Origin of the sequence: Duganella sp. 1411 (assembly GCF_017833525.1) — a bacterium.
Classification (GTDB): domain Bacteria; phylum Pseudomonadota; class Gammaproteobacteria; order Burkholderiales; family Burkholderiaceae_D; genus Rugamonas.
The window spans coordinates 2,250,945-2,275,885 of sequence record NZ_JAFICD010000001.1; the positions used below are offsets into that span (position 1 = coordinate 2,250,945).

The 24,941-nt window shown below is 63.9% G+C and carries 17 protein-coding genes and 1 tRNA gene; 1 reads left to right on the top strand and 17 read right to left on the bottom strand.

Going from position 1 to position 24,941, the window contains the following annotated elements; translation table 11 throughout:
* Positions 1 to 2: 2 nt before the first annotated feature.
* The 13 genes from JOD97_RS09340 to JOD97_RS09400 form a co-directional block, all read right to left on the bottom strand.
* Positions 3 to 362 carry an NADH-quinone oxidoreductase subunit A gene (locus JOD97_RS09340; protein WP_090314448.1) on the bottom strand — a complete coding sequence of 120 codons (360 nt, stop codon included), beginning with the start codon at positions 360 to 362 and terminating at the stop codon, positions 3 to 5.
* Between the two features lie 174 nt (positions 363 to 536).
* Positions 537 to 621: transfer RNA gene (locus JOD97_RS09345), tRNA-Leu, on the bottom strand.
* Positions 622 to 838: 217 nt separating this feature from the next.
* Positions 839 to 1,252, bottom strand: a complete 414-nt coding sequence (gene secG / locus JOD97_RS09350; RefSeq protein WP_209715662.1) for a preprotein translocase subunit SecG — start codon at positions 1,250 to 1,252, stop codon at positions 839 to 841.
* A 127-nt stretch (positions 1,253 to 1,379) separates the two neighbouring features.
* A complete protein-coding gene (tpiA, locus tag JOD97_RS09355; protein WP_209715665.1) occupies positions 1,380 to 2,135 on the bottom strand; it encodes a triose-phosphate isomerase in 756 nt (251 codons plus the stop codon).
* Between the two features lie 108 nt (positions 2,136 to 2,243).
* The gene (locus JOD97_RS09360) at positions 2,244 to 3,224 is read right to left on the bottom strand and encodes an NAD(P)H-quinone oxidoreductase (RefSeq protein ID WP_209715668.1); all 981 of its coding nucleotides are present in this window, start codon (positions 3,222 to 3,224) and stop codon (positions 2,244 to 2,246) included.
* 159 nt (positions 3,225 to 3,383) lie between these two features.
* On the bottom strand, positions 3,384 to 3,992 hold the full coding sequence (locus JOD97_RS09365) for a tetratricopeptide repeat protein (RefSeq protein WP_209715671.1): 609 nt from the start codon (positions 3,990 to 3,992) through the stop codon (positions 3,384 to 3,386).
* Positions 3,993 to 4,011: 19 nt separating this feature from the next.
* The gene (locus tag JOD97_RS09370) at positions 4,012 to 4,782 is read right to left on the bottom strand and encodes a GIN domain-containing protein (RefSeq protein ID WP_209715674.1); all 771 of its coding nucleotides are present in this window, start codon (positions 4,780 to 4,782) and stop codon (positions 4,012 to 4,014) included.
* 202 nt (positions 4,783 to 4,984) lie between these two features.
* Positions 4,985 to 6,436 carry an ATP-binding protein gene (locus tag JOD97_RS09375; RefSeq protein ID WP_209715677.1) on the bottom strand — a complete coding sequence of 484 codons (1,452 nt, stop codon included), beginning with the start codon at positions 6,434 to 6,436 and terminating at the stop codon, positions 4,985 to 4,987.
* On the bottom strand, positions 6,429 to 7,136 hold the full coding sequence (locus JOD97_RS09380) for a response regulator (protein WP_209715680.1): 708 nt from the start codon (positions 7,134 to 7,136) through the stop codon (positions 6,429 to 6,431). The genes JOD97_RS09375 and JOD97_RS09380 overlap by 8 nt, the downstream gene beginning before the upstream one ends.
* Positions 7,111 to 8,517 (bottom strand): ABC transporter substrate-binding protein, encoded by a 1,407-nt coding sequence (locus JOD97_RS09385; RefSeq protein WP_209715682.1) that lies wholly within the window; start codon positions 8,515 to 8,517, stop codon positions 7,111 to 7,113. The genes JOD97_RS09380 and JOD97_RS09385 overlap by 26 nt, the downstream gene beginning before the upstream one ends.
* Before the next feature lie 76 nt (positions 8,518 to 8,593).
* Complete coding sequence (locus JOD97_RS09390) at positions 8,594 to 11,182, bottom strand: family 20 glycosylhydrolase (RefSeq protein ID WP_229264244.1); 2,589 nt, start codon at positions 11,180 to 11,182, stop codon at positions 8,594 to 8,596.
* A gap of 27 nt (positions 11,183 to 11,209) precedes the next feature.
* The gene (locus JOD97_RS09395) at positions 11,210 to 13,843 is read right to left on the bottom strand and encodes a TonB-dependent receptor (RefSeq protein WP_229264245.1); all 2,634 of its coding nucleotides are present in this window, start codon (positions 13,841 to 13,843) and stop codon (positions 11,210 to 11,212) included.
* 72 nt (positions 13,844 to 13,915) lie between these two features.
* Positions 13,916 to 15,184 (bottom strand): ABC transporter substrate-binding protein, encoded by a 1,269-nt coding sequence (locus JOD97_RS09400; protein ID WP_209715684.1) that lies wholly within the window; start codon positions 15,182 to 15,184, stop codon positions 13,916 to 13,918.
* A 500-nt stretch (positions 15,185 to 15,684) separates the two neighbouring features.
* Here JOD97_RS09400 and JOD97_RS09405 point away from each other — a divergent pair, with 500 nt between their 5' ends.
* Positions 15,685 to 18,354 carry a TonB-dependent receptor gene (locus tag JOD97_RS09405; protein WP_229264246.1) on the top strand — a complete coding sequence of 890 codons (2,670 nt, stop codon included), beginning with the start codon at positions 15,685 to 15,687 and terminating at the stop codon, positions 18,352 to 18,354.
* A 61-nt stretch (positions 18,355 to 18,415) separates the two neighbouring features.
* Here the strand turns inward: JOD97_RS09405 and axe2C are convergent, their stop codons facing one another.
* From axe2C to JOD97_RS09425, 4 genes are read right to left on the bottom strand one after another with little or no spacing between them, the layout of a single operon-like run.
* Positions 18,416 to 19,480: a bifunctional acetylxylan esterase/glucomannan deacetylase AxeC2 gene (gene axe2C, locus JOD97_RS09410; RefSeq protein WP_209715689.1), complete on the bottom strand. Its 1,065-nt coding sequence runs from the start codon at positions 19,478 to 19,480 to the stop codon at positions 18,416 to 18,418.
* The gene (locus JOD97_RS09415; protein WP_209715692.1) at positions 19,480 to 20,226 is read right to left on the bottom strand and encodes a GDSL-type esterase/lipase family protein; all 747 of its coding nucleotides are present in this window, start codon (positions 20,224 to 20,226) and stop codon (positions 19,480 to 19,482) included. The genes axe2C and JOD97_RS09415 overlap by 1 nt, the downstream gene beginning before the upstream one ends.
* A gap of 14 nt (positions 20,227 to 20,240) precedes the next feature.
* Positions 20,241 to 23,720: a sugar-binding domain-containing protein gene (locus JOD97_RS09420; RefSeq protein ID WP_209715695.1), complete on the bottom strand. Its 3,480-nt coding sequence runs from the start codon at positions 23,718 to 23,720 to the stop codon at positions 20,241 to 20,243.
* A 1-nt stretch (position 23,721) separates the two neighbouring features.
* Entirely contained in the window at positions 23,722 to 24,936 is a 1,215-nt protein-coding gene (locus tag JOD97_RS09425) for a glycoside hydrolase family 27 protein (protein ID WP_209715698.1), read from the bottom strand.
* Between the last annotated feature and the right edge of the window lie 5 nt (positions 24,937 to 24,941).

Here is a 24,941-nt window from a genome sequence, read left to right on the forward strand (position 1 = left end):
GCTTATTCCCAATCAAGGGCACCTTTCTTCCAGATATACCAAAAACCGACGACGAACTCGGCGATGAAGCTCATCATCACCAGGAACCCGTTCCAGCCCAGTTCGCGCACGGAGACGCCCCATGGGAAGAAGAATGCCGTTTCCAGATCGAACAAAATAAAGAGGATCGCGACGAGGTAGTAACGCACGTCGAATTTCATGCGCGCGTCTTCGAACGCTTCGAAGCCGCATTCATACGGGGACAGTTTTGCCGCGTCGGGCTTGTTCGGACCGAGGACGTGGCCCAACACCTGGGGGAGGATACCGACGCCGAGACCGACGAGGATAAATAACAGAACGGGGAGATAATTTTCGAGGTTCACGATGATAATCTTAAGTAGAACGATCGGTTGGACTGCGAGGATGCCTGCGGTGTTTTGCGGTGCTCTCTTAACGTTCGCCCCAATCGTACAACTTAGACCAGGATCGAACGACACATCCTCGTAAAAAAGCCAGCTCAGGTGAACACTACTCCCTTGCTGGCCTCTATATTTTTATGGTGCCGACGACGAGACTCGAACTCGTACAGCTTTCGCCACTACCCCCTCAAGATAGCGTGTCTACCAATTTCACCACGTCGGCATAAGGCCGCTATTCTACTTTGTTTTCACGCTGTTGTTAATGCGTATTGCGCTAAAACAAAAAGAAAAACGATAAATCTTTACTTCTTTTACGCACCTGATTGGTTTTCCGGCCAGGGAGCCGGAGGCACTACTAAAACTACCGCAACTTCTGCCAAAACAAACGGCAGCCGCCGCGCGGCCAAGGACAACACCGCGCTATTGAGACCATGATTATATTACTTCGGGATCGATCCTGCAGGACCGGCCGGTGCCGGCGCGGTGGCTGGGGCGGCCGGAGCGGCCGGCGCGGCGGCAGGAGCGGTCGGGATCGCCGCGGCGCCGGTGGCTGGCGCCGGGGCCGGAGCGGCCGGCAGCGCCTTGTCCATCACGCCGCCGCTGACCGTGCTGTGGCCCTGCGCCGAGATGTACGACAGCGCCAGGGTGGCGCTGAAGAAGATCGCGGCGGCCACGCCGGTCGACTTCGACATGAAGTTCGACGAACCGGTGGCGCCGAACAGGCTGCCCGAGGCGCCCGAACCGAAGGCCGCGCCCATGTCGGCGCCCTTGCCGTGTTGCAGCAAGACGAGGCCGATGATGGCGATGGCCGAAACGACTTGCACGATGATTACCAGATTGAACAAGCTGCTCATGTTATTCCATTCAAAGATTAAATAGTTTTGTATCGTTTTGTTTCACGCTTGTTTCTAAGCTGCCAACAAGCTGTTTCTACCAGCGTATCGTTACCGCCCGATTACCGTGGCGGCTTTTATACAACACTCAGACGGCGTGGATGATGCCGAGGAAATCCGCCGCCTTCAACGCGGCGCCGCCGATCAGGCCGCCATCGATATCCGGCTGCGCCATCAATTCTTTCGCGTTTTCGGGCTTCATGCTGCCGCCGTACAGGATTTGCACGCCGGCCGCCGCCTCGGGGTTCTTCTGCTCCAGGCGCGCGCGCAGGAAGCGATGGGCGTCCTGGGCGATTTGCGGCGTGGCCGTTTTGCCGGTGCCGATCGCCCATACCGGCTCGTACGCCAGCACCACCTTGGTCAGCTCGGCCGCCGGAATCACATCCAGCGCCGCCTGCAGCTGGCCGCAGATGACCGATTCCGTGGTGCCGGCCTCGCGCTGCTCGAGCGTCTCGCCGACGCAGATGACCGGCGTCAGGCCGGCCGCCAGCGCGGCGAGCGCCTTCTGCGCCACCAGCTCGCTGCTTTCGTTGTGATAAGCGCGGCGCTCGGAATGGCCGCACAGCACGTAGCGGGAAGCGAAATCGACCAGCATGCTGGCCGCCACTTCGCCGGTGTAGGCGCCGCTGGCGTGGACCGACAGATCCTGTCCGCCCCAGGCCACCGCGGTGCCCTGCAGCTCGGCCTGGCACTGGGCCAGGTAAGGAGCCGGCACGCAGACCGCGCAATCGGCACGCGCGGCGCCGTCGGCGTTCAGGCCGGCGACGACGCCGGACAACAATGCCGAGTTGGCGGCGCGGTTGCCGTTCATTTTCCAATTGCCGATGACGAGTTTGCGTCGCATAGTAGCCTAAAATTCAATAACCCGCTATTTTAACGCGGGGCCGGGGTGGGGTCAAACCGCGCGCCCGCGCGGTGCTGGCGCACATGACGGAAATACCACGCCAAGTCGTTAAATTACTTGCAACATGATCTTGCCGACATGGCTGCTGCTTTCCATCAGCGCGTGCGCGGCGGCGGCCTGCTCCAACGGGAACACGGTATGGATCACCGGCTTGATCTTGCCCGCCGCCATGATCGGCCACACCCTTTTCAGCAGGTTCTTGGCGATCGCGCCCTTGAACTCGACCGAGCGCGGACGCAGGGTCGAGCCGGTGATGGTCAGGCGCCGGCGCAGCACCTGGGCCAGATCGACGGTCGCCTTGCCGCCGCCGAGGGTGGCGATCAGCGCGATGCGGCCGTCGTCGGCCAGGCAAGCGATCTCGCGCGGCACGTAATCGCCGCCGACCATGTCGAGCACGACGTCGACGCCGCGGTCGTTGGTCAGCGACTTGACGACCTGGGCGAAGTCCTCGGTCTTGTAATTGATGCCGCGTTCGGCGCCCAGCTTGACGCAGGCGGCGGTCTTGTCGTCGCTGCCGGCGGTGGCGAACACGCGGTGGCCCATGGCCGAGGCCAGCTGTATCGCCGTCACGCCGATGCCGGAGGTACCGCCCTGCACCAGCAAGGTCTCGCCGGCGCTCAGCTGGGCGCGGTCGAACACGTTGCTCCACACGGTGAAATAGTTCTCGGGGATAGAGGCGGCCTCGAGCATGCTCCAGCCCTTCGGGATGGGCAAGCACTGGGCCACCGGCGCGACGACGTACTCGGCGTAGCCGCCGCCCTGCACCAGCGCGCAGACCTGGTCGCCGATATCGAGGGTGGTGTAATCGAGGTCGCCGTCGACGATCTCGCCGGCCACTTCCAGGCCGGGCAGGTCGGAGGCGCCGGGCGGCGGCGCGTAATTACCCATGCGCTGGAACACATCGGGACGGTTGACGCCGGCGGCATGGACCTTGATCAGCACCTCGCCGGCCTTCACGACAGGCATCGGACGCTCGCACAGTTTGAGCACATCGGCGGGGCCGGGCTGGGTGATTTCAATCGCGCGCATGGAGGACTCCAGACAAAACGGCGATTGTACGCGAGAAGATAATTCGTTGTTTTACTCCGGGGTCAGGTCCACCATTTCTACACGAGCTCGGCCGTATTGGCCTTATACGGCCGAGCTCGTGTAGAAATGGTGGACCTGACCCCGGAGTTGTTTTGACAACTATTCGCCGCCGGTGCGCGACTTCGTTGGCAGCGGCGTGTTCGGCTTCCACGCCGCCGACAACGCCTGCCCTTCCTCGATCTGCTCCTGCGTCATGTGCTTGACCACCGCCGAACGCTGCTCGGCCGCCGTCGCCGAGCCCTTGGCCGCCGCCAGATTCCATAACATGTAGGCGATGACGTTGTCCTGCGGCATGCCTCCCATGTGGTAGCGGTACATCAGCCCCATCACCTGCTGCGCGTCCGCGTGCCCCTGCTCGGCCGCCTTGCGGAACCAGCCGACCGCTTGCTTGTGGTCCTGGATCACCGCGTTGCCCGTGTAGTACATGGCGCCGACCACGTATTGCGCGTCGGCCTTGCCCTGCAGCGCGGCCTTGCGGTGCCACGCCAGCGCCTGCTTGTAGTCCTGCTTGACGCCGCGGCCCATGTAGTACATCAGGCCCAGCAGGTGCTGGGCATCGGCGTTGCCGGCCTTGGCCAGCGGCGCGATCTCCTTCAAGGCGAGCGCGTAGTTCTTGTTGTTGTAGGCGGTGGCGCCTTCGGCGAAGCCAGCCATCGCACTCTGCTGCAGAGCCAGTGCGAGACCTATCGCTAAGATGAATTTTTTCATGTCGCGGTTTTATTTGGTTTTATTTCCAACTTACCTTGCCAAGGCCGTCAACGGTGACGTTGCGGTTCAGCGGCTTGCCATACACAGTGACCGATCCGAGGCCGCTCAGGTTCAACGTCGCGTTGGTCTTGGCGTGGACGGTGGCGTTGCCCAGGCCGCTGAGGTCGACGTTGACCGAGTCCGCCTGGAACTGCTGCGCGTTCAGGCCGCCCAGGCCGCCCAAGGTCGCCTTGAGCAGCTTGCTGCGCCCGCCCAGGGTGATGTAGCCGGCGCCGCGCAGGTCCAGCTCGGCGGTGTCGTTGTCACTGACCCACAGGTGCATCTTGCCGACCCCGCCCAGATTGGCCTTCAATATCTTGTAGTCGACGCTCGCCTTCATGCTGCCGGCGCCATCCATCGTCAGCTCCAGTTCGTCTCCGCTGAAGCCGCTGATGTCGGTCGTGCCGACGCCCTCGGACACCACCTGCCGCAAACTCGGCAACACGAGCTCGGCGCGCGCGCCCGAGGGCCCCAGCTTGACGCCGCGGCCGTCGTCGGTCTCCAGGTACAGGGTGTCGCCTGTTTGAGACGAGCTCAGCTTTGCCAGGTCGCGCCGGTCGCCGGTGATCCTCAGCGACGGCGTCTCGCCCTGGCGCAGCTTGACGTCGATCACGCCGTCAAGCTTGACGCGCACCACACGCGCGTCGATCGCCACCACGCGCGTTTCGCTGCCCTCCTCGGCCGCGCCGGCGCGCGAAAACAGCGCACAGAACGCGGCAAACAGCAGCCCAAACCGGAAAAGCTTCGTCATCATCTCTATCCTCTGATATTTTTGGCAAGCCGCAGTGGTCAATATAGCAACAATTTCAACGGCCACCAACCACCCTTGATGTGGATGATCACTATATCAACCGCCCGCGCGGCGCCGCCCCGGATTGCGACGAACTGCACAAAACGGCGACCGGGCGACGGAAAACGCGGATGGGCGCGCGCCGCGCCAAGCTTCTTAGTGCTCAGGCCGGCAGGCGGATGGTGGCGTTCAGGCCGCCTTCGGGGTGGTTTTCCAGCAGCAACTGGCCGCCATGCGCCTCGATGATGCTGCGCGCGATGCCCAGTCCCAGTCCCATGCCGCCGTCGTTCTTGCCGCGGCCGTGCTCGAGCCGCACATACGGCTCGAACAGGCTGGCGAACGCCTCCTCCGGCACGCCCGGGCCGTGGTCGCGCACCGCGATGGCCACCGCGCCAGGCTCGCCGCGCACGTCGATCTCGGCGCGGTCGCCGTAGAACAGCGCGTTGTCGAGCAGGTTGCCGATGGCCCGCTTCAGCGCCAGCGGCTTGGCGCGCACCGACAGGCCGCTGTCGCGATACCCCACCTCGTGCCCGGCCAGCCGCGCGCTGCGCACCAGGCGCCCGAGCAAGGCGTCCAGTTTGACCTCGGCCGGGTTCTCGTGGATGTCGCTGTCCTTGACGCACTGCAGCGCGCCCTTGACCATCATGTCCAACTCGTCGAGGTCCTCCTCGAACTCGTTGCGCAGGGCCTCGTCGTCGAGCAGCTCGGAGCGCAGCTTGAGGCGCGTGATCGGCGTGCGTAGGTCGTGCGAGATCGAGATGAACAGACGGTCGCGGTCCTCGATGTAGCGCTGGATGCGCTCGCGCATGGCGCTGAAGGCGCGCGCGGTGTTGACGAATTCGCGGCTCCCCCCTTCCGGCAGCGGCGGCGCGCGGTCGTCCTGGCCATTGCCGAAGGCGGCGGCGGCCTCCGACAGCGCCGCCAGCGGCCGCGTGATCCAGCGCACCACCAAAAGACACAGCACCAGCACCGCCGCCAGCGACAGCCCTTGCAGCGCCAGGCGGTCCCACGCCAGCGGATCGTTAACGCTCAAGAAGTACGGGTTGGGCATCAACGCCGCCATGTACAGCCAGTTGCCAGGCTCGATCTCGGTCTGGATCACCAGGATCGGCGCGGGGTCCGGCTGCAGCAGCAGGATGTGCTGCACCCAGGCGTCCGGCAGGTCGCCCAGGCGCACGCCGTTTTCCGACACCACCAGTTGGTCGGGCCAGGCGAACGCCAGGTGGAAGTCGGGCGAATGCGGCAGATCGTTTTTCAGCGTCGCGCCGACGGTATCGATGACGCTGCGCGCCAGCGGATGCTCGGCGATGCGCGCGACCGGCACATAGGCGCGGTTGAGATTGACGAAGAAGCGCGTGCCGCCCATCTCGCGCAGCTGCTGGATCAGCAGCAGGCGGTAGTTGGCCGGCAGGCTGCGGAAGAAGCGGATCGCGCCGGAGGCGCTGTGCGCCATGTACTGCGACGCCGATTGCGCCTCCACCTGCGCCTTGGCGCGCGACTGGCCGGCCCAGATGATGCTGGCGGCGAGCTGCGTCACCAGCAACCCCGCCACCATCACCAGGGTCAATCGCCCCAGCAGCGATTGCGGCAGCAGCTGCAGCAGGCGTCTACGCATGCGAGACGCTGACGTCGGCCGAGAACACGTAGCCGGCGCCGCGCACCGTCTTGATCAGGGCCGGCTGCTTGCCGTCGTCGTTGAGCCGCAGGCGCAGGCGGCTGATCTGGACGTCGAGCGAGCGGTCCAACGGGCCGGCGTCGCGCCCGCGCGTCTCCTCGCACAACAGGCCGCGGTCGAGGATCACGCCCGGATGCTCGGCGAAGTATTTGAGCAGCTGGAAATCGAGCCCGGTCAGCGCCACCTGGTTGCCGTCCTGGTCGACCACCTTGCGCTCCTTGAGGTCGAGCGTGAAGCCGACGAAGCGATAGTAGCGCGCCGACGCCGGCTCGGCCGCGCTGCGCCGCAGGATGGCCTTGATGCGCGCCAGCAGCTCGCGCGGGCTGTACGGCTTGGCGATGTAGTCGTCGGCACCCAGTTCGAGGCCGACGATGCGGTCCGTCTCGTCGGAGCTGGCGGTCAGCATGATGATGGCGACGTTGGAGCGCTGGCGCACCTGCTTACACAGCGCGAATCCGTCGGTGTCGGGCAGCATGACGTCGAGGATCACCAGCGAGAGCTGGTCGGCGTGCGCGTGCAGCTCGGCCAGGAAGCTCTCGCCGTTGTGCGACAGGATCACCTCGTACTGGTTTTTCTCCAGATAGGTCTTGAGCAGCACCCGGGTTTTTTGGTCATCATCTACGATCAGTATCTTGCGCACCGGGCGCTCCTTGGCTTCTGAGGTTAAACAGTCGGAACAGCGCGCCGAGGCGCCGCTGCGCCTCCGCCGGCGTGGCCCTGTCGTCGAGAAAATAGCGGTGGACCTCGGCGATGATGGCGTCGCGGGTGGCCTCGTCGGACGCCATGCGGTGCACCAGGCTGGGAGCCTGCACCGCCGCGCCCTGCGCGAACGCGGTCCACGAGGCGCGCGCGCAACTGTCCATGCGCGCCGGGTCGGCGTCGCGCCGCACCGGCACCGCACCTTTGAGCGCGTTGAAATCGGCCTGCACCGACGGCGACACCAGCAGCCGTGCCATCTTCTCCTGCGACGGCATGTGCCGGTAATCGCCGGCGAACATCGTCAGCGTGTCGACGCTGTACAAGTGGTACCTGGCGGTGCCCGGCGCGGCGGCGCAGCCGTAATCCTCGTCCAGCGCCATGCCGCGTTCGGCCAGCTCCGGCTTGGCCCAATCGCCCATGATCATCATGCCCGCCTCCCGCCGCGCGAACTGGCGCACCACCTCGGGCCACGGACGTTCGTCCATCTGGTGGCGCATCCAGCCCTTGACGATGCGCAGCCGTTCGAGCGCCTCGGCGGTGCGGCGGTCGGCGGCGGCGGCCGGGTTGCGCTTGACCAGCAGCTCGCGGTAGAACTCCGGCCCGCTCTCGGCCAGCACCAGATTTTCGAACAAGGCCGCCACCTGCCACGACTCGCTGCTCTGCGCCAGCGGGGTCACGCCGGCGGCCCTGAGCTTGTGCGCGGCCGCTTCGAATTCGGCCCAGGTCTGCGGCGGCGACAGCTTGAGCTGCGCGAACAGCGCGCGGTTGTAGAACAAGGTGTTGACGCGGTGGATGCCGAGCGGCGCCGCCACCACGTGCTTGCGGTGCTGGATCAGCTTTTGAATGGTGGGGAACAGGAAGCCGTTCCAGTTGCCAGCGCTGGCGACGTTGTCGATTTCGAGCAGCAGTCCGAGTTCGGCCCACTCGGCGACCGAGACGCCGATGATCTGCGTGACCTCCGGCGCGTCGCCCGCCAGCACGCGGCCCTTGAGCACCTTGCCGGCGCCGATGCCGGCGCCGCCGGGAATGGCGGCGTCCTTCCACGCCAATCCCTCGTCGCCCATGCGCGCGGCCAGCAGGTCCGCCGCCTTGCGCTCGCTGGGTGAGGTCCACCAGTGCAGCACCTGCAAGGTGTTGACGGGCGTGGCCGGCGCCTGCGCCGACGGCGGCTGCGGCGGGGATAAAGCGGCGCCGTCGCCGGCACAGGCCACCGCCAGCAGGCCGAAGATCCAGGCGCGGACGGACGGCGCGCGTGGCGCGGCCGAACGAAATCGTAACCGGTCCAACCAGGGCGGGGCTACTTTTTCTATCGGCGCTATCACTCATCATCCCTGAGAAAACAGTGAAATGATTATAACGGAGATGAGCGCCGCCGGGGATGATAGTGACGTCGTCGGGCTAGCGGTTTTCCACCCACGCCACCTGCCCTTTCCTGCCATTGCGGTCGAAGGCCGCGACCTGGATCACGCCCTTGTCCGCGATCGGTCCGGTGACCGGTTTGCTGTTGATGTCCGGCGCGCTGCCGTCCGCCGTGTAGCGCATCGCGATGCCCGGCAGGACGTGGTTGACCAGCACGCGGCCGCCATCGAGCAGCAGGCCGGGAGGCGCGATGCGGTAGTTGACGTCCGCCTTTTCCAGGTCGAGGCGCGGCAGCACGCGCTGGCTCAAGGTGTTGACGAAACCGGACCACGCGGCGCGGTGCAGCACGGCGGCTTTGGTTGTGTCGCTCTCGGTGGCCCAGGCGGGATCGGGCGCCCATGAGCGCTCCGCCATCGCCAGCAATCGCGGCATCACCAGATAGTCGATGCCCTCCGGCGTCGGCACGGTCTCGGTGAACAGCGTCGCTTCCAGTCCGCGGATGCGGCGCTTGCCGTAGTCAGTCAGGCCGTCCTTGCCCGGCAGCGGCTTGCCGCCGCTCCTCAGGTAGTCCAGCGGGACGAAGTCGTAGACGGTATCGAGTTCGACGTAATCGCCCCAGTTGACGCCCGGCTCCTCCGGGTTGGCGTTGTAGGCCATGTCCATGTACATCTTGGTCACCGGCGCGAGCACGACATCGTAGCCGGCGTTGGCCAGACGGTAGGCGAAGTCCTCGGCGCCCTCGGTGTTGTTCCAGACGTAGGCGCTGAAACCGCGCTGCGTGAAGCGGGGATTCGGGATCAGCTTGGGCTGACCGCGCAGCATGGTGGTGCGCGCGGCCATCTCTTCCCAGCCGGAGGCGAACAGGCCGTGCTTGCGCAGGATGACGTCGACGCGGTCGTAGAAATAGTCCCACAGGTCGGCGGTGCTCTCCAGCTTTTTCTTTTGCATGAGCGCCAGGCTGGCCGGCGATTGTTCCCACGCTCCGCGCGGCAGCTCGTCGCCGCCGACATGGATGGTGCGCAGCGCAACGCCGGCCTGCCGGTGCAGCGCGGCGACCTGGCCGATGACATGCTCGATGAACGTGTAGCTGGACTCCATCCCGGGATTGATCACGTGGTCGTTGTACATCTGAGGCGACTTGTAAACCGAGCGGTCGTCGAAGTCGTTGAGCAGGTATTTCGCCGCGTCGCCTTTGCCGGCGGCCTTGAGCCGGTGATAGCGCGCCTCCATGGCCTGCACCGCCGCCCGCGCATGGCCCGGCATTTCGATCTCGGGGATCACGTCGATATGGCGCGCGGCCGCGTAGCGCAGGATCTCGATGTAGTCGGCCCGGGTATAGTAGCCGGTGCCGCTGGTGTTGTCCGGATCGCCGCCCGAACCGTAGGCCGGTTGCAGGCGCACGCCCGGCTTGGCGCTGTGACCACGCACGGCGCCGATGGAGGTGAGCTCCGGCAGGCCCGCGATCTCCAGCCGCCAGCCTTCGTCGTCGGTCAAATGGAAGTGGAAGGTATTGAGCTTGTAGCGCGCCATCAGGTCGAGCAGCTTGAACACGGTTTGTTTCGTGTGGAAGTTGCGGCTGACGTCGAGCTGGAAGCCGCGATACGGAAAGCGCGGCGCGTCGACGACGGTCAGCTCAGGCAGATCAATGCTTGCGGCGCCGGGCAGCGGCATCAGGTCGCGCAGCGATTGCAGGCCGTACGCGACGCCGGCGGCGCTGTTGCCGACAATGGCGATGCCGCCGCCGGCCTTGATGGTCAGGCTGTAAGCTTCCGGCGAGGCCTGGCCGGCCACCGTGCCCACGCTCAGGCGCAGCTCCGGCGCGCCGCCGGTGGCAGGCATCGCGGCCGGGAACAGGGAGCGCGCGAACGCGGCCTCCGTTTTCAGCGCGGCGGGCGCCACGATCCTCGGCAGCGCCGCCAGATGCAGCGTGCCGAGGCCCTGTTGCAGCCGCAGCGGCGTCGGGAACACCGGTGGCAGCGCCTCCGCCGGCAGCAAGTCGGCGTTGGCGTTGCGGCGATAGGTGTCGCGGGGGGTGACGACTGCCTTGGCGCCGCTGTCGCCCTTATCCAGTTGCTCCGCACGTTGGACCGGCAGCAGTTCGTAGTCGGCGATGTTCTGTCCCACCCCGGGCGCGCTGTCGTAGACCAGATACGGACCCGCCGGCGCCTTCGCCAGTTTAATAACCAGGTTGGGATGAATGTACGGCACGTTCAGCGTCTGGCCCGGCGCCACGCCGGCGAAACCCGGCGTGGGACGTATGCGGAACAAGCCGCCCGCCACCTGCTCCAGCGTCAGATTGCCGGCCAGCGGGCCGGTGGCGACACCGTCCATGCAGTTGAAGTAGAGCGACCAGCCTTGCGGCGGAAGTGGATGCTGGTCCAGGTTGGTGAGCACGAAGCGGGCGCGCGTGATGCCGCCCGGCGCCGCGGCGGTGAACTCGTTGCGTTCCAACTCCCAGCGCAGGCGCAGCTTGGCCGCAGCGGCGGCCGCGGGCGCGGACTGCTTCGTCACGCTGGACCTGTCCGCGACGGGGATCTCCGCCGCCCACGCCACCGTCCCCAGCATCGTCGCCATCAACAGCGACAACGACGCCAGCCTGAGATCCCCGACCGTTTTACGATTCAGCATTCCACTCCTCTGGATAAAACTTGATGATCAAAACTTCGCTTTGACGCCGACACTATACCGTGCGCCGTTTTCATAAACGCCGACCGGCAGGCCGTCGGTGGTATTGGTGCGTATCAGCTCATTACCGATGTTCACCGCCGTCAGATACAGGCTGACTTTGGGCGTGACGTCCCAGCTGGCCGACGCGTCCCACTGGCCGTAGGCGCTGGTGACATCCTGGCCGCCCTCATTCAAACCGCCATATGACTTGGAGCGGTAGTTGTAGGAAAGCCGCGCGCTGTAGCCGTTCTTCTCGAAGAAACCGGTGACGTTGGCCTGGTTGCGCGAGTTGCCCACCACGTTGAGCTTTTGGCCGTTGGCGTTGGCGCCGGTTTTGGCGTCGGTGAAGGTGTAGTTGACGATGGCGCCGAAGCCGCTGCCGAACGCTTGCTGCCACTGGAGTTCCAGGCCGTTGACGGTCTGCCCGCTGTCGGCGTTGTAAGGCCGCGTGACCGTTCGCGTGACGCCGGCCACGTTTTCCTGCGCGCTTTTCGAGTAGATGAAGGTATCGAGCTTCTTGGCGAACAGCGTCGCCGACAGCAGCGAAGCGTCGGCGTAGTACCACTCGGCGCCGATCTCCGCCTGGTTGGCATGGTACGGTTTCAGGAACGGATTGCCGGCGGTGGCGGCGTTGGTGGTGCCGCTCACCTCCGTGCTGGCGCTCAAATCGCTGTAGGTGTTACGCGCCATCACCCGGGCGACGGCGCCGCGCACCAGCAGGTCCTTGTTCACCGAGTAGACCGCGTTAAGGCTGGGCAGCACATCGTTGTAAGTGCGTGAAACGCTGCCCAACACATAATTGCCGTTGCCGTTCAAGTCCTGGTATGCCTCGGAGGTCTGATCGGTCTTGACCAACCGGGCGCCGAAGTCGCCGCGCCACTGCCCCGTCGCGAAATCCGCGCGCACGTAGGTCGCGTAGATCTTCTCCTTGATGCGGTAGTACTCGCCCTTGGCCTCGGCGTAGACCATGCCCTTGTCGAACATCGTGAAGCCCCTCGACGACGCCAGCCCGTCGTCCACCCACGCATATTGCGTCAGCGAGCCGGCGCTCGCCGCCTCCTGCGAAATCAGCGGCGAAGCGCCGGTCGACAGGTCCGCCAGCGTCAGCGTCTCCCAGCCTGGATTGCCAGGACCATTGGTGCCGATGATGCGTCGGTTTTGCACCTTGGTGTCGCGCAGCTTGACGCCGACCTTGATCGATTTGAAGAAAGCGCCGTTCAGGTCCACCGTCAGATCACCCTGCGCGTAGTTCTCCTTGGTCTCCATCCGGCGTATCCAGTCGCGCGTGCTTTGCAGGGTCAGCTTGGTCGGATCGAGCGGATTCATATCCAGATACTTGATTTCGTAGGTGTCGGGCGCCAGGTTGAAGGTGGCGCGCGTATTCCCGGTGAACCAGAAATTGCGGTCATGGTCGCTGCCGCCCGAGCCCTTGGTGGTGCCGGCCTGGCCGTGGAACTTCCAGCTGTCGGCGTCATAGGTGCCGTCCAGGTCCAGCACCTGCGATTTGATGTAGGACTGGCGGAAGATCGGCTCGAACGATACGCCCGTGGTGGGGCCGACCGTGCCGCCGACCAGCGCCTTGGTGCCGTCCGAGGTGGTGATGAAGCGCGGATTGGTGACCGCGATATTGCCCCGCGCGTCGGCCAGTCCACCCGCCTGCCACAGGTAGTTCTGGTTGCTGTTGTCCATGCTCATATCGGAGTCCATGTAGTTCAGCGAGATGTCCGTATTGGCGTTGGGACGCGCCTGCAGCGTGATGTTGCCGGTGGTGCGCTCGCGGTCCTGGCGGAAGATCGGCGTGCCGCCGCCCCACGACGCGTAGGCGCCCGGCGTCACCGCGCCGTTCTGGTCGACGATGTTGTACTTGGTCGTGTCGGTGAAGTTTTCCAGGCCGTCGCGGCGCATCGTGCGTTTCTGCCGGCTGACGGCGACCAGCGCGCCAAAGGTCTTCTGCTCGTTGGTCCAGCTAAGCAGGCCGGAGAACTGCGGATCGGTTTTCTTCGGCAGCTCGCTGTAGGTCGCTTCCGCCGACACCTGCGCCACGAAAGGCTTCAGCTGGAAAGGCTTGCGGGTCTTGACGTTGACCAGGCCACCGATGCTGCCCTCGTCCAGGTCCGGCGACGGGCTTTTGTAGACGTCGATGCTGCCCACCAGTTCCGATGCCAGGATGTCGTAGTTGAAGCCACGGCTTTGCGAATCGTTTTTCCACCAGTAGCCCGAGGCCACGGCCTGGCCGTTCAACTGCGTCAGATTCAGATTCTTGTCGGTGCCGCGCACGAAGATGTCGCGCCCCTCGCCCCAGGTGCGGTCCACCGAAATGCCGGGCACGCGTTGCAGCGAGTCGGCCACGTTCTTGTCGGGGAACTTGCCTACCTCCTCCGCCGTGACGGTGTCGATCACGTTGCCGGAGTCGCGCTTCTCGGCCAGATTGCGCTTGAGGCGTTCGCGGATGCCCTTCACTTCCACCACCGCCGGCTCTCCCGCCGTGGTGGTCTCCGTGGCCTGCGCCACCGCCGCATCGGCGGCGTACGAATGCGGAGCAAACGCGCCCCCCAGCGCCAGGGCGATCAGCTTGGGTAGCAGTTTTTTCTTCAACAGCGGCTTAGTCGTAGTCATCGTCATTTGATACTCCTGTTTTTATATTTAAGTAAAAACCGCTTCGATATCGGACATCGACACCTGATGGTCTTCCCCCTACTTTTGCTGCGGCTTGTACCACTTCGCAAAACCGTTCTGCAGCCTGGCGGCGGCATCCCTCGGCGCCAGCTTGCCGTTCAAAACCTGGGCATTGACGGCCCACAGTTCGCTTTCCATGCTCGGCTGCCCACGATTGAGCACCTGTGCATTGAAACGTATCGTCGAAGCGCAGCTCTTGCGCCACTCCGCCATCTGCTTGGCCACGGGATCGCGCACCGCGATCAGGTGATTCGACAGCGAAAAGAAACCGTTGATGCTGTTGGTGTAGAGGTCCGCGAACTCCTGCGATCCCACCCATGCCAGAAACTTGAGCGCGTCGTCCTTGTTGCGGGACTTTTTATTGATGCCGATGCCGATGTCCATATGGTCCGAGATGAAGCAAGGATCGCCCGCCTTGCGCACCGGCGGCGGAAAGGCGCCCGCTTCGAGGCCCGGCGTCTGGCTGAAGTGGGAGATATCCCAGGAGCCGGCGGGATAGACTGCGGCACGGCCCAGCGCGAACAGATTCTGGCTGTCGCCGTAGGTTTGCGCGCCGGCGCCCTTATCCAGATAGGCGCCCATCCTGGCTTCGAACTGAAACGCCTCGACAAACGGCGCGTCGGTCAGTTTGGCCTTGCCGGCGATGAGCGCCTTGCGCCCCTCCTCTCCGCGCCAGAAGTTCGGGCCGATATTGGTATAAACCATTTGGCTCGATTCCCACCGCTCGGCGGTGCCCAACGCCAGCGGCACGACACCGCCGCCGCCCTTCTTCACCGCCTCCAGCACGGCAAAGAATTCATCGACGGTTTTCGGCGGCTGCAAATCGAGCTTCTTGAAGATCTTCTTGTTGTACAAAAAGCCGTGGATCACCGAGGCGACCGGCATGCAGAACGTGTCCTTGCCGTCGTCGGTCTGCCAGGCGACCAGCGACGTCGGGGCGAAGTTCTGCATTCCCGGTTTGCCGTCGAGCTTTTCGAGATGGCCTTTTTTGTACAGCGACAGCGATACGTCGAAGGGCCGGCACGCGATCAGATCCCCCGCCGTGCCGCCGGCCAGGCGCGCGGCCACGCCGGCGTCGTATTCGGTGGGCGCGGTCGACGCGAACTTGACGTCGATGCCCGGATGGTTTTTTTCAAACGCCGGCAGCAGCACCTTTTCCCATAGCGTTTTGTCGTCGACGCGCCAGCTTTCGATCACCAGCGAACCGGCCTGCGCGGCCTGGGCGCACAGCAAGCCGACGAGTAAAAAGTAAGCTGGAATATAAGCTGGAATTCCGCGTAATCGCATGTGGCTGTCCGTCGTCTTTTTTAGTGATTCTCTAGCAGTATTTGCAACGATGAATTAATTCTAGCATTGCATTTTCTGCGACGGGCCGGGCTTTCACCTCATCCGTCGAATACCATAAGTCGTTGAAAACATTGATGTTTATTTTTCCCGGCGGCAGCGGAGATTACACTTCCTTACGTCCCATCTCCTCGCGCACACGGGCGAGCCGCCAGCGTCGACGTCCCTTCGGCGCAAGAAAACGCAATAAAAACTTACAAAACTTAACCAAAAGACGGCCGCTATTTCCGTGCGGCGGCGGAGTGTTGTCAGCGTGCGACGGCCGCGACTGGCAGTAGCGGCGTGTTTAGTAAAGGTGGTTAAACTGCGCAGCGTTTTTTGGATTCGTTTGACCTTCAAGTTTTCGAGATGCAATACTAAATTGTCATTATTGACACTCCCAGTACCCATAATTCTAAAGACGTCAAGGAGACGACATGCTGCATCCGACCAGAAGAACACTTATGAGTTTGGCCGTCGCCAGCGCTTGCGGGTTGATGACCATGACAGCACATGGACAGGCCAACGACACCGCCGCCGGCACCACCGATACACCAGCGGCAGCCGCCGCGGCTCCGGTCATCACCAACCCGGACCAGATCCCCGAAGTGAAGGTGACCGCCACCCGCTATTCGACGTCGCTGCTGCGTACCCCGCTGGCGGTGGCGGCGCTCAGCCAGGAGCAGCTGACCCGCAAGGGCGCCACCAGCCTCTCCGACTTGAGCGGCGAGATGCCCAACGTCGTGATCGAAAACACCGGCGAGGATTCGGCCGTGCAGATCACCATCCGCGGCATCACCTCCACCAACTTCACCGAGACCGGCGACCCGGCGGTCGGCTTCCACGTCGACGGCATGTACTCGCCGCGTCCCCAAGGCGCGCAGGCGCTGATGTTCGACCTGGAGCAGGTCGAGGTGCTGCGCGGCCCGCAAGGCACGCTGTTCGGCCGTAACTCCACCGGCGGCAGCGTCAACGTGATTCCCGCCAAGCCGGATTGGACGGGCAACTACGGCAAGGCCGACATCGATATCGGCAACTACCGGAAGAAGCAAATTTCGGTGGTGCAGAACATCGTCGTCAACGACGCGCTGGCACTGCGCGCCACGTTCATGAAGGTCAAGCGCGACGGCTACGCCAACCAGACGCGCGACGTCAGCGAGGCGAACGCGCCGGCGCTGGGCTGGGTCCCGAACGGCAAGCCGGATGTCGACCAGCGCTTCAACCGCGTGGTCGGTCCGAGCGACTACTACACCAATCAGGACGAATGGGCCGGCCGTTTGACCGGTCTGCTGAAGATCAACAAGGACCTCACGGCCAAGGCCTCGTACGAGCAGTTCCAGGATTCCGGCGCCGGCGGCGCCACCTTCCGCGACTGCGACGCCACCGCCGGCACCCGCTACGCGTGCGGCCCGGGCCAGGGCAAGTGGGACATCAACGTCAACGTCCCGGGCCAGAACGACCTGAGTATCAAGACGCTGCGCACCGGGATCAACTGGAATATCAACGATCACACCAATTTCGACTACACCTTCCAGATCGCCGACCAGAAGCGCTCGCAGATCACCGACGACGACCTGGGCATGCAGCACGCGGCGCCGTTCCAGATCAACGGCGCCTACCCGAATTCGGCCGATGGTAACTGGGGCACGTGGCCGCTGACCGACTCGTTCCACCGCACGCTCGACTCGCGCTACCTGTCGACGGTGCACGAGGCGCAGTTGAAGCAGCAGCTGGGCAATGTGCAGTACGTCGGCGGCTTGTTCTGGATGCACGAGCGTAACCGCATCGACTACGAGCAGACCAACACCATCCAAAAGCCGTACGGCGATGTCGGCAGCGTGCTGTATAACCAGCCCAATCGCCAGGTCGACGCCAAGGCGGTCTTCGCCCAAGCCGACTGGAAGTTCATCCCGACGTGGACCGGTACCCTCGGCGCCCGCTACAGCGTCGACAGCAAGGAGGACAAGGGCGGCAAGGTCTACGGCGCCAACTGGATCGGCAACACCGCCTACTACAACGGGCTGTATTCGCAAGGCACGCCAGGCACGCCGGGCTTCCACGTCCACGACGGCACCGACCTGACCCCGGCCATGGGCGGCAGCGTGGCGGCGTACCATCTGTATGGCGCGCCGACCTCGAACGACCATAAGCAGGAATGGAAAAAAGTGACATGGCGCGCGGGCCTGCAGAAGCAGCTCGACACCAACAAGATGGTCTACGCCTCCGTGTCGACCGGCTACAAGGCCGGCGGCTTCGCCGACAAGACGGACAGCTGCAACTACCGCCTGTGCGCCGACGGCAAACCGGGCGTCGAGACCTTCCTGCCGTACGAGCCGGAAACCGTCACCAACTATGAGCTGGGCTTCAAGGGCAAGTTCCTGGACAACCGTTTAAGCCTGTCGGCCACCGCGTTCTTCATGAAGTACAAGGACATGCAGGTCACCGGCACCTACTTCATCAACCAGATCATCCCATCGAACGGCCTGCCCTGCCCGGCCGACCAGCCAAAGTGCGACGTGTATGAAGGCTGGCGCACCATCAACGTCGGCAAGGTGAATATCCCAGGCCTGGAGCTGGAGTGGGATTACAAGCCATGGCGCGGTGGCCGCATCGGTGGCGGCTTCGCTTACATCAACTCCAGCATCCACGACTACAACTCGTACAGCGACGACTACCAGTGCGACGTGCGTCTGGAACTGGGTCTGCCGGCCTGCCCGACCGCCTACAATGGACCGGACAAGACGCTGCTGGGCCGCCGCCTGGCCAACATCGACGGCAACCATCTGCCGAACACGCCGAAGTACCAGTTCAACATCAACTTCTCGCAGGAGTTCGGGTTTGAGAACGGCTACAAGGTGATCCCGTACGTGAAAGTGAACTGGCGCGACAAGGCTTACTTCGACATGCTCAATTCGGAGTTCTCGCACATCGGCCGTTACCAGAAGGCGTATGCGATGGGCGACGCGTCGGTGCGGCTGGAGGCGCCGGACGACAAATGGCACGCGGAGCTGTATGTTCGTAACATCTCGGACAGCCATGCGAAGCTGAGCGGCAATTCGGTGTACGGTGGCTTCATGGAGGCTAACTTCGTACAGCCTCGCATGTTCGGCCTCCGGGTGGGCGCGAGCTACTAAGGCGGTTGGCGGATTACGCCGTTCCGGCTAATCCGCCAAGCTCCGTCAACGGCTTAAGCGTTCACCAACCCATAATGGCGCGAACCTGGGGCAGCAAATCGTTGGCGATATCAACGGTTTGCTCCCTGGTCGGATGCCCGTCATCGGCATCGCCCGGATACGGTTTCGACGCAATGGCATGAACGCGCTTATCCCCCACCCGCTTCACCGTCTCGGCGATATATTCAACCAGCGCCTCGCGCTTCTCGCCGGTCATCAACCCGCCTTCGGTCAACACGATCTGCGCCTGCGGATGATCCCTCAACAGGGTTTGCACGAACCGCACATAAGTCCCCACATACCCTTCGCGATCCGGAATCCCCGGATTGAAATCGTTATTCCCGATCGCGCTGAGGATCACGTCCGGCCGATAATCGCGCTGGTCCCACTGAACCGGCTTATCCCTGTCCGGAATCGCCAAGCGATAATAGTCGGGCAGATTCATTTCATCGGTTTTGTTATCCCAGGTGCGTATCAAACCCCGCCCGCCGTAGCAGACCAGCTGCACCTGCGCGTGCAAAGAGCGCGCCATCAACATGCCATACGACGACCGCGCGTTCCACCACGCCGGCTCCTTCTTCGCGCCCGGCACGCGGTCGATGGCCTCGCCGCAGGTGACGGAATCGCCCAACATCAGCATCTTCCGCCCGGGGAGCACGGGTGCGGGATTCCATTTACCGTCGGTGTCGAAGCGCAGCAAAGCGGCGGTGCCGTGCCAGGTCTCGGATCGATTGACGATTTCCACTGCATGCTTGCCCGCCGCCGCGTGGTCGAGCAAGACGACAGTCTGCCTGCCGGCCGCCAACCGCACCTTGCGCGCGACGCCATCGACGATCACGTCAAGATAGCTATTGGTGCCGCTGGCTTCCGCCTCGACGCTCAGGCGCGTGCCTTCGAAGTTGAGAAAAAAACTAACGCCCGGATAGCCGAAGCGCACTACGCCGTCGGCGTTGATATCGCTTCGGCCCATCCGGGCGACGTGGGAGTCGGCGGCCGTCATCGACGCCGCCGCGACCAGCGGGGTATGCCCCCATAGCGCGACAAGGATCGCCGCGCAGCCGGTCAAACGGCCATGGGAGGGCTTCATTACTTCATCAGCTTCTGGATATCCGGCAGCATCGCGTCGGACCAGATCTGGTAACCCTTGGGCGTCGGGTGCAGGAAGTCGGCCATCACCTCCGGCGACATGTCGCCGTTCTGCAGCAGGAAGCGCGCGCCGTAATCCTTGAACACGATGCTCTTGCCATCGCCCAGCGTCGATATCTTGCGGTTCAGCTCAATGATCTGCTGCCGCTTTGGACTCTGTGCCGATTGCTCGTAAGGCAGCACGGCGTTGAGCAGGATCTTCGCGTCCGGGTACAGCGCGCGCAGCTTCTTGACCACTGCCTGCACACCCTCGAACACGTCGTCCGGGCCGGCGCCACAATGGAAGAAGTTGTTCACGCCGATCGTCAGCACCACCAGCTTGGGATGCAGTTTGTCGGCATGCCCGTTGTCCAGGCGCCAAAGCACGTTGCCGGTGTGGTCGCCGCCGATACCGAAATTAGCCGCCTTCCAGGAGCCGAAGGACTTATTCCAGATCTCCTGATTCCAGCCCTCGGTGATCGAATCCCCGACGAACAGCAGATCGACGTTGCCCGCATCGGTGACCGCGACGTCCTCCTTGAACATCTGATACCAGCGTTCCACCGACATCCACGGGTACTCGATCTTGCGTGGCGCCGGGGTGGTGCTGCACGCGACGGGGCTCACGCCCGCGTCGGCGTAGCTCGGGGCGCTGCTCAGCGCCAGCAGGCCCGCGGCTACCAGCGCGGAGATCAGGGATTTTTTCATCTTGATAGTTCCTTTCATTGTGCGCTTACCCGCAGCGATTGCGGCGCCACGTTCCAGCCACGCAGATCCAGGCGCACGGCGCCCTGGCTCTTGAAGGTGGCGGTCACGGTGCGGCTCTCGCCGGGCATCAACGCGACGTAGTTATCCGAGAAATACACCGGCAGTATCCGCTCGCCGTCCGCATTTAACAAGGTCAGTTTTCCGCCGAGCGCCGGCGCTTCACCGCCGTTGCGGATTGTAACCTCCAATTGCCGCTCGCCCGGCGTGGCGGCGCTGGTCCAACGGGTAGCCAGCTCCAGGGGCACGGTCGCCAATTGGTTCAAGCCCTGTTGGCCGGCGAGCGTGCTGCTTGGCCAGTAGACGTTCTGCGACAACAGCTTGCCGTCGGCCGCCTTGAGCGCCAATTTGAGCACGATCAGTTTTTCCCGCTCCAGCAAACCGGCGATGCCGGCGTCGATCGGTTCCGATGTGCTCACCGGCGCCACCGTCACCGGCTGGTCGCCGCTTGCCAGCAACTTGCCCTTGACGTCATAGGCGGCGTACGACAACGTGACGCCGTTCAAAGCCGCTGGCGGATTGTTGATCACCATGAGCTGGTAATCGGGCAGGTTCATTTGCACGTGGACCGGCTCCGCCGCGCTCTTCACGCCATAGAAGGCGCCGTGCGTATCGTAGTCATGGCTCAGGATCTGCCACATGGTGCTCGGCCAGGCCGGCTGCGTCATCCACAGCATGCGGCCGCTATGCTGGCGCCACAGGCCAGCGTTCATGCCTTCGAAGATGGCGCGATGGCTTTCATAGTTCAACAACTGCGCCTTGCGTTCGAAGTCCGCCAGCGTATCGGGCGCGCCGTAGCCGGCCGCCATCGCCGTATTGAAGGTTTTGACGCTGCCGTTGCCGTCCGGGTGCCAGTCGTGGTACGTGACGGTATCGCTCAGCGGCCACTGGTCGGTCGATGGCACCGCCGCCTTGATCGCCTCCATCGTCGGGAACGACGGCGTGCCCACCTCCACCGAGAAGCCTTTGGCGTGCTCGGTGAAGTAGCTCGCCGGCGTCTGATAGTTATAGGGACCGCTGTTCTGCAGATTGATGCGGTTGGAGCTGCCGCTGTACCAGCGGGTGCCGTCGAGCTGGTAGATCATCGCCTCCAGCGCCTCGTTCAGCACCGGTTGCGGCACGCCCTCGTTACGACCGAACCACATGATCACTGACGGATGATTGCGATAGCGTTTGACGACATCGCGCGCGTTGTCCATGAACAGATTGACGTCCTGCGGCTCCAGATTGTAATCCTGGGTCGACGCCCAGAAGTCGTTCAATACCATCAGGCCGTATTCATCGGCCAGCTCGAAGAAGCTATCTTCGGTGTTCTGCCCCACCCAGTTGCGGATGATGTTGACATTGGCGTCGCGGTGCAGCCGGAAGTAAGGCTCCAGCCGTTCGCGGTCGATGCGCTTGCGCCAGTCCTCCGTGCCCCAGTTGCCGCCGCGCGCGGCGATGCGCACGCCGTTGACCTTGATGACCAGGAAAGGACTGAGCGTGGTTTCCTCCAGCGGTCGGATGGCGGCGGTGCCGTCGGCCTCCGGCCGCAAGCCGGTGGCCCAGTTGTTATCCGAGAGCTTACGAATCGACTGGTGGCGACCATCGGTGATGCGCACGCCCAGCTCCCGCCCCTTGGTGAAGTCGGCTTCCACGCGGCGCAGATGGCCGCTCTGGTCGACCAGCGACAGTTCGTAGGTCACGGCGCGCACGCCGAAACGGGTGCTGGCCTGGTCCGACAGCTGCGCGCCCTGCAGCACCTCGAGCTTGAGCTCATGCAGATCCGGCGCGCCGTAGCCGTTGGGCCACCACAGCTTGGGATTCTTCAGCTTGAGCGCGGCGAAATCGGCCGGGATGAAGCGCACACTTTGCTCACCCGGCGCCAGGCTGACGGTTTTACTGACCTGGATCGGCTTCATGCCGCCGTCGCGGCGCGAGATAGTGGCGCGCACGGTGACGCGTTGCGCCGACTTGGACAGGTTCGCGACCGGCACTTCGATGCTGACGTCGGCCACGCTGTTGTCCGCTTGCGGCAGTGCCGTGATGACCTGGGCGTCGCCCAGCTTGAAGTCGCGCGTGGCGTGCAGCACCACGTCCTGCCACAAGCCGGTGTTGCGGTCGCGGACCGACGGAATCCAGTCCCAGCCCTCGGAGGCGATGAAGGTCGGGCCGTCCTGCGCCAGCGTGCCGCCGTTTTCGCCGGCACCCGCGGTGATCGATTCTTCCTGCGGGATGCCGGGATGCGGCGGCGGCGACACCTTGACGGCGATGACATTCTCGCCCTTGAGCTTCAGGTAAGGACTAAGGTCGAAGGTGCCGCGTACGAATGCGCCCTTCATGCCGCCCAGTTTGCGGCCATTGATCCAAACCTCGGCCTCGTAGTTCACCCCCTTGAAGGTGACGAACAGATGCTGCCCCTGTTTGAAAGCGGCCGGCGTCTGGAACAGCGTCCGATACCAGTAATCCTGCTTGTTCAGCGACTCGGGAATGGCCATGTTATTCAAGCCAAAGTCGGGATCGGGGTAGACGCCGCGATCGACCAGCGTGGTCAGCACCGTGCCCGGCGTGGTGGTTTGATACCAGCCGGCGGTGTCGAAGCCGGCGGACGATATCTGCTGCGCCTTGGCGCTGACCTGGGGCGCGGCCTGCAGCTTCCACGACTTAAGCGTCCACAGATTAGCGTCGCTCTGCACCAGCGCGGGACCGCTGTAGGCCGGCTTGGCTTTCGGCTCCTGTAACGGCGAGCCGGATTTCGGCAAGGTCCACGGATCCTGCGGCGCGAGCTGGCCGTACATCTGGCGCACCTGTATCGGCCACGACGGGCTACCGGATTCGAAATTGATCAGCGCATCGTTCGGCTGCGCCGCCGCCATCGCACGCACCGCGTCTTCATCCAGCGCGGTGGCGGCGACGGTGAAGCCGGCGATGCGTCCGGCGTAGCCCGTTGCCGCCTTGCTGCGCGGCCCCAGGGAAATCTGGGCACCAGCATCTGCGGCCGGTATCAGCGCCTCGGCCTTCAGCACCGCGTCCTGGCGGGCGACGACGCTGCCGTTGGCGTACAGCGTGACCTGCTTGCCGTCATAACCGGCCGCCAGATGCACCCAGGCGTTCGGCGCCAGCTTAAGCGGCGAAACCACTTCCAGGCCATAGCCGCAGAAACCGACCGCGCCATCCACGCTGCACAGGAACCAACCAGGTCCCGCCTGCGCGCCCGCGACGCCGGCGATCAGCGTGCGGCCGGGAGCCGGTTCCGACGGTTTGAACCAGCCGCTCAAGCCGAATGGTTGCACCCTGCCCGTCACGGCCGACGCGAAAATGTCGGCCTGCTTGACCTTCTTGAGCAAGCCATCGCTGGCGGCCGGGAATTCGGCGTTATACGGTCCCCACTGGTCGCCGGCCTGGGCGCCGGACCACATCATCGCGGCCAACGCCGCCACAGTCATCGTGTGCTTCATCTCAGCTCCGGGCCTTCAAACGCAGAACGATCGCGCCATGCGGGGCGAGTTTGCTCTCCAGTTTTTTGCTGGTGTCGCCGGTCTTGCCGGTCCAGGCGTCGGTCCAGGTGTACACCGTCTTCGTGGTGTCGAGTACGCGCTTGCTCATATCGTCGTTGACACGGTGGTTGGTCCACTGATAGCTGACCGGCATGGCCTGCTCGCTGCGATTAAGTATCATCACCGCCCACTCGCCCTTATCGAGCGGCTTGGCCCAATACTCCAACCGGCCGGCCTGCATGAATCGCCACGCCTGGATTCCCAGCTTGTCCTGGTTGATCGCGATGACTTCCTTGTTGGTCAGGATGCGTTTGGTGGCGTCCGACATCTTGCGCACGTCGTTACCCAGGATCAGGGGAGACGCCAGCATCGCCCACGCGGCGAAGTGCGAGCGGTCCTCGTCCTCGGTCAGGCCCCTGCCCACTTCGAGCATGTCCATGTCGTTCCAGTGTCCCGGGCCGGAATGCACACGCAGGCCCGCCTGCTTGTCGAGGATCTGTAGCACGCCCCATCTCGAGTACGAGGCCTCGCTGAATTCGCAGTCGAAGCAAAGATAGATGTCGCCGGTGGTGCGCCACGAGTGGCCGACATCCTTGGCCCATTCCCAAGGCTTGCTGTCGCCCCATTCGCACATGCTGAACAACATCGGCCGGCCGGCGGCACGGATCGCGTCACGCATGGTGGTGTAGGCGCCGACCGGGTTCAAGCCCTTGGTGTCGCACCAGTCGTACTTGATGTAGTCGATGCCCCAGGCGGCGTAGGTCTGCGCGTCCTGGTATTCGTGGCCCCGGCTGCCGGGATGGCCGCCGCACGTGGTGGCGCCGGCATCCGAATAAATGCCGATCTTGAGACCCTTGCCATGGACGTAATCGGCCAGCGCCTTCATCCCGGACGGAAAGCGCTCCGGGTCTGCCTGGATCACGCCCTTCTCGTCACGCTTGCCGTGCCAGCAGTCGTCGATGTTGACGTACTCGTAGCCGGCGTCTTTCAGGCCGTTCTTGACCATCGCGTCGGCGGTGTCGCGGATCAGCTTTTCGTTGATGTCGCAGGCGAAGGTGTTCCAGCTGTTCCACCCCATCTGCGGCGTGGCGGCCAGTCCGTCGAACTTCTGGGCGTGGGCGTTGAAAGCGACGGTACAGGCGGACAGCGCCAGCATATTCAGCATCGAACGTTTCATGGACG

Coding starts and splice junctions, on each gene's coding strand:
- tpiA (WP_209715665.1), bottom strand. CDS start 2,135: ATGCGACGCAAACTCGTCATCGGCAATTGGAAAATGAACGGCAACCGC.
- JOD97_RS09400 (WP_209715684.1), bottom strand. CDS start 15,184: ATGCGATTACGCGGAATTCCAGCTTATATTCCAGCTTACTTTTTACTC.
- JOD97_RS09420 (WP_209715695.1), bottom strand. CDS start 23,720: ATGAAGCACACGATGACTGTGGCGGCGTTGGCCGCGATGATGTGGTCC.
- JOD97_RS09425 (WP_209715698.1), bottom strand. CDS start 24,936: ATGAAACGTTCGATGCTGAATATGCTGGCGCTGTCCGCCTGTACCGTC.
- JOD97_RS09405 (WP_229264246.1), top strand. CDS start 15,685: ATGAGTTTGGCCGTCGCCAGCGCTTGCGGGTTGATGACCATGACAGCA.
- JOD97_RS09415 (WP_209715692.1), bottom strand. CDS start 20,226: ATGAAAAAATCCCTGATCTCCGCGCTGGTAGCCGCGGGCCTGCTGGCG.
- JOD97_RS09390 (WP_229264244.1), bottom strand. CDS start 11,182: ATGCTGAATCGTAAAACGGTCGGGGATCTCAGGCTGGCGTCGTTGTCG.
- JOD97_RS09370 (WP_209715674.1), bottom strand. CDS start 4,782: ATGACGAAGCTTTTCCGGTTTGGGCTGCTGTTTGCCGCGTTCTGTGCG.
- axe2C (WP_209715689.1), bottom strand. CDS start 19,480: ATGAAGCCCTCCCATGGCCGTTTGACCGGCTGCGCGGCGATCCTTGTC.
- JOD97_RS09365 (WP_209715671.1), bottom strand. CDS start 3,992: ATGAAAAAATTCATCTTAGCGATAGGTCTCGCACTGGCTCTGCAGCAG.
- secG (WP_209715662.1), bottom strand. CDS start 1,252: ATGAGCAGCTTGTTCAATCTGGTAATCATCGTGCAAGTCGTTTCGGCC.
- JOD97_RS09375 (WP_209715677.1), bottom strand. CDS start 6,436: ATGCGTAGACGCCTGCTGCAGCTGCTGCCGCAATCGCTGCTGGGGCGA.
- JOD97_RS09395 (WP_229264245.1), bottom strand. CDS start 13,843: ATGACGATGACTACGACTAAGCCGCTGTTGAAGAAAAAACTGCTACCC.
- JOD97_RS09360 (WP_209715668.1), bottom strand. CDS start 3,224: ATGCGCGCGATTGAAATCACCCAGCCCGGCCCCGCCGATGTGCTCAAA.